Here is a 4620-nt window from a genome sequence, read left to right on the forward strand (position 1 = left end):
TCCTGGCTCTCCCGCTCCCCTGCTCCCCTGCTCGACTTAATCTTGCTGATGCCACTCGTCAACATCTGCGGTTTCTCTCAGAGGGTTGACAACCCGTGCGATCGCGTCTTGAATAAAGACTTTAATAAACTCATTCCTGCTGTTTAACTGAAATTGTTGCTGCACGACTTCAGTCATGCCACCATCTCCCCAGTCTTGATCATGCTGGAAGTACTCAATAAAACTTTTTCCGGCAATTCTCGTCAGATAAGCAGCGGTGACACCTTGAATAGCTTTACCTACCAGGTAGGTAGCTACCTGAAATTGCAGGGCAGTAGAAATGAGGCGAATTGCCCCTGAAACAATTCCCAAACTGGCTAAGGTTTTGCCAAGGGAGAGGGCTAGTTCCTTACCCCGTTCTAAATTCAGTTCACACCCGTAAACGTTGCCAATTTCTACAACCATTTGGGCGTTGACAGCAGCGGTTGCCAGCAAGTCTACGACGGGTAAGGGAGTCACGGCAACCACGCCTGCCCCAATCCACTGAAAGCGTTCTACTACCTTCTCAGCTTGCTGCCTGCGTTGAGTGTCTATGAGGCTGCGGGCTTCTTCTCCTAAGCGCTGAGATTGCAGCAGGATATTGTCTGCAACCAACTCTTCTCCCTCAGCTCTCAAAACAGCAGCCAAGTGACGGATTAAGGGCATGACATCGGGTTCCGGCTTGACAAATTCACCCGTTGCCAGTCTTGCGGGTTGGGGATTGGCAGTAACGGCTACCACATCCGAGGCGGCAATAAATCCTTGCACTCGCTGTCGTAATCGTGCCAGAATTGTTTCCTTATCCGTTTCGGTGTAGAGGTCGGTTTTGTTGAGTACCAAGAGCGATCGCTTACCAATCTCTGCTAATCGACGCAATGGCTCGTATTCCGATTGTCTGAGGTCATTATCTACGACAAACACTAACAAATCAGCTTCTGTGGCGAGCTGTCGTGCCAGTTGTTCCCGTTCAGTTCCGGCAACACCCACTTCTAAAATTCCCGGTGTATCTGTAACTAGAAGTTGACGGTTGAGCCCCTTCAAATTCAAACTGTAGGTTTCTCCTGCCGATGTTGTCCCCATCGGGGCATCGACTCGCCCTACCACTCGTCCGATTAAGGCATTGACTAAGGATGTCTTGCCTGCCGAACCCGTCCCAAAGATGACTACCCGCAGTTCGCCACGGGAGAGAATAGACTCGATTTCTCGTGAACGGCTGATTAAAGCTTGCCGCGCTACCTCGTCCTGAATTTGCTTTACTTGCCGCCGTACTGCTTTTAGATTTTCGGATGCTGCTTCAGTTTTCTGTTGGGGCACTCTTAGAGAGTTCCGGCGCTTGCGTTTTTTGGAGCGCCGAAACAGCCCCATATAGTAAATGAAGGCAACAATTAAAAGCCCCAGCAGCACGATGAGTAGTACGAGTAGCACATTAGCGAGCAGGGGGGAAGTATAGGCAATTTGAAAATAGAGTTGAGACAAAGAACTAATCAGCCACAGCATTAACCCCAGAATGATGCTAAGACCAATAACCAGCGTGAGTAGGCGTGATAGGGGCATGAGCTAATAGGGTTGAACTGGAAAGTCGGGAGTGGGACGAGAGTTAATCGAACTGATCGAGTTCTGAATAATCCGGTAATCTTGTATCAATGGCTTTCCCTTTCCTGAGTACGACGCGATCGCTTTGAGGACGAGATAAAAGCTCACTGAAGCTACGTCCCTTAAACAAAATTAAATCGGCAGGGAGTCCTATGCCAATTCGTCCCACTTCTGGCAACCCCATTAAATCAGCGGCAGTCTTCGTAACGATAGGAACCCAATCGCCGCAGGGCATATCTAAATGAGCAATTCTGACGGCTTGATTAAACACTTCTAAGACATCATGGTTGCCGAAACTGAAAAATGGATCGCGGCAGTTATCGCTGGCAACTGTAACTGGGATACCGTAGTGGTGGAGTTCTTGTATCAACGTTATGCCTCGCCATCGGGGGGTTCTATTGGGTTGCCGATCTTGAAGATAAAGGTTGGTCAGCGGTAGACTAACAATGCCGATACTTGCCTGTTTCACTAATTCTACAGTTTTAGCCACAACATCGGCGGCTTGTACTGCTAAACTACAGCAGTGACCGCAGATAATTTGTCCGGTGAATTGGTGGCGAATGGCGGCTTGTGCCACTTTTTGTAAACAAATAGAATTAGGATCGTCGTTCTCATCGGTGTGGAAGTCGAGATTTAATCCCCGTTCTTTGGCAAGAGTAAATATGGTATCGAGTTGGGCGTCTATTTCTGGGTGCATATAAGCCACCCCACCTAAAATACCCCCAACTTCTGCAATTTGGTCAGCCAGTTTTACGCCTTCCGGAGTTTGGTAGTAATCGAGGGAAACTAGAGAGGCTGCTTGTAGGGTTATTTTATCTGTCCATTCGTTTTTAAGCGTTTTGAATGCCTCCAAACTAATGGCTGCTTGTTCACCGAAGGAGTCGATATGGGTGCGAATCGCTTGGGTGCCGTGGGCATAACTGCATTTCAGCCCGAATTCCATACGCCGATAAACATCCTCTACCTGCCAATAGGTTTGGCTATCGGTTTTGGCTGCTTCCAAAGCGCTGGCAAATGTACCATCAGGATTAGGCGATCGCGTCCAAATATGACCTTTATCTAAGTGGGTATGGATGTCTGCAAAACATGACCAAACTTGCCCACCCCTTAGATTAACCTCTGGGGTATCGTCGAGACGGTTTGCCGGAACTGCTTGACTGGCAGAGACAACTTGAGCGATCGCACCGTTTTTAATTTCAATATCCACCAAACACAACCCGTCCTGTGTCTGCTGGGCGGCGATCGTTAAATCGTCCAAACTCAATAGGGATGCAGGAACGTTAGCATTTTTCAGCCAGTACTGAGGTGTTGTGGGAATCATATAAAATCAGGGAATAGGGAGTAATAGATTTTACGACTTATTGTAGTTAGGCTATTTTAGCAATTTATCTGTTAGTGCCGATGCTCTACAAAAACAAGCCTATTTTCTTAGTGTCTGTTAGTTTAAATTTAGTTTTTATTGGAATTTTCAGTTTCATTGTTTTTAAAAAAGGAGGTTTGTCTTATTTAGTCAGTAAGGTTTCGTTCTGGCAACCAGAAAAACAACAAGAAGTCTCACGACCAAGGAAAAATACCTATCAAACAGGGTATCACGACATGAGAAAGCGTCTGTTTGAAGAACTCCCCAATTCCGACCGTGAAATTATTTTTGTAGGCGATAGCTTAACGGATGGGGGAGAGTGGGTTGAGTTACTCGGTAATCCTTCTATCAGAAATCGGGGTATTTCTGGGGATACAACCGATGGTGTCCTGAATCGCCTAGATGAGCTTGTTGAATCCAATCCCCCAAAAATTTTTATCATGATTGGCACCAATGACATTTGGAATGAAGGCAAATCAGCAACGGAAGTAGCACAAAATTACAAGGGAATTCTAGAAAGGATTAAACAACAAACACCGAAAACACAGGTTTTTGTGCAAAGTGTTTTGCCTGTTAATAATAAACAGTATCAAATTAAAGTTGACAATAATGAGCTGATGGCATTAAATCGTCAACTTCAAGAGTTGGCAAACCAGTTTTCATTTCAATATATCGATTTGTATAGTAGCTTTATTAACGAAGAAAACCAATTGAACTCTGACTATACATTGGATGGAGTTCACTTGAACGGTCAAGGGTACTTACTCTGGAAGAAAGGTATTGAAAACTATGTCAACATAGAGTCTAAAAAGAATTAAGTGATAGCCAGTCTAACTGAATTTTAAAATTTCCCACTCCCTAAACTGTAGTACGCTATTAGCCGTTACTTCCATCACGACTTTGGGGAAACTTTGCTCTTATCCTTCGCTATCACCGCAATCCTTGCTTTCTACGTTGCCTGGAATCTAGGAGCCAATGATGTTGCTAACTCAATGGGGACATCTGTTGGCTCGAAAGCCGTCACCCTGCGACAGGCATTGGTTATTGCTGGTATCTTAGAATTCACGGGTGCTGTGTTGTTCGGTCATGAGGTTTCTGCAACCCTGGCAACTGAGGTTGTTAATCTGCCTCTGTTTGCCGAAACACCTCAACTCCTGCTCCTGGGAATGGTATCGGTACTACTCGCGTGTGGGCTATGGTTGCAAATCGCTACCAGTCAGGGGTTGCCTGTAGCCTCCTCCCATGCCGTTGTCGGAGCGATCGCCGGATTTAGTTGGGTTGCTGCTGGTGTCGGTGCAGTAGACTGGTTAATGATTGGTCGCATCTCCCTGACTTGGGTAATAACACCCGTAGTGAGCGGTATCCTGGCAGCAGGATTTTACAGTATTGTGAAATACTCTATTCTTGATCGCCCCAACCCCATCAAACAGTTACAAGAATGGATTCCCTGGTTAAGTGCCATACTACTCAGTATTTTTGGCGTCATCGTCCTGCCTACCCTATTCAATCGCCCCCTCTTCGCCGCACTGCCACTACCCACCCATGACTTACCGATTGCCACCGCTGCTATTGTTGCGATCGCACTCAGTTTGATTAGTTGGCGTCAGTTAGACAAAATTGCTCAGACGGGGGAGCAGGGGGAGCGGGGG

At 46.5% G+C, this 4620-nt stretch carries 4 protein-coding genes; 2 read left to right on the forward strand and 2 right to left on the reverse strand.

Translation table 11 applies throughout. From position 1 onward, the window contains the following. Window positions 1-36: 36 nt before the first annotated feature. Both IQ257_RS28765 and IQ257_RS28770 read right to left on the reverse strand, forming a co-directional pair. A complete protein-coding gene (locus IQ257_RS28765; RefSeq protein WP_193882283.1) occupies window positions 37-1572 on the reverse strand; it encodes a YcjF family protein in 1536 nt (511 codons plus the stop codon). Window positions 1573-1615: 43 nt separating this feature from the next. Continuing rightward, entirely contained in the window at window positions 1616-2932 is a 1317-nt protein-coding gene (locus IQ257_RS28770) for a cytosine deaminase (RefSeq protein WP_193882280.1), read from the reverse strand. 80 nt (window positions 2933-3012) lie between these two features. Between IQ257_RS28770 and IQ257_RS28775 the strand changes: the two genes are divergently transcribed. Beyond that, a complete protein-coding gene (locus IQ257_RS28775) occupies window positions 3013-3789 on the forward strand; it encodes a GDSL-type esterase/lipase family protein (protein WP_193882277.1) in 777 nt (258 codons plus the stop codon). Window positions 3790-3882: 93 nt separating this feature from the next. Continuing rightward, the coding region (locus IQ257_RS28780) for an inorganic phosphate transporter (RefSeq protein WP_193933442.1) at window positions 3883-4620 on the forward strand (738 nt) is incomplete at its 3' end.

This window comes from Coleofasciculus sp. LEGE 07092 (assembly GCF_015207375.1).
In the GTDB taxonomy this organism is placed as follows: domain Bacteria; phylum Cyanobacteriota; class Cyanobacteriia; order Cyanobacteriales; family Coleofasciculaceae; genus LEGE-07092.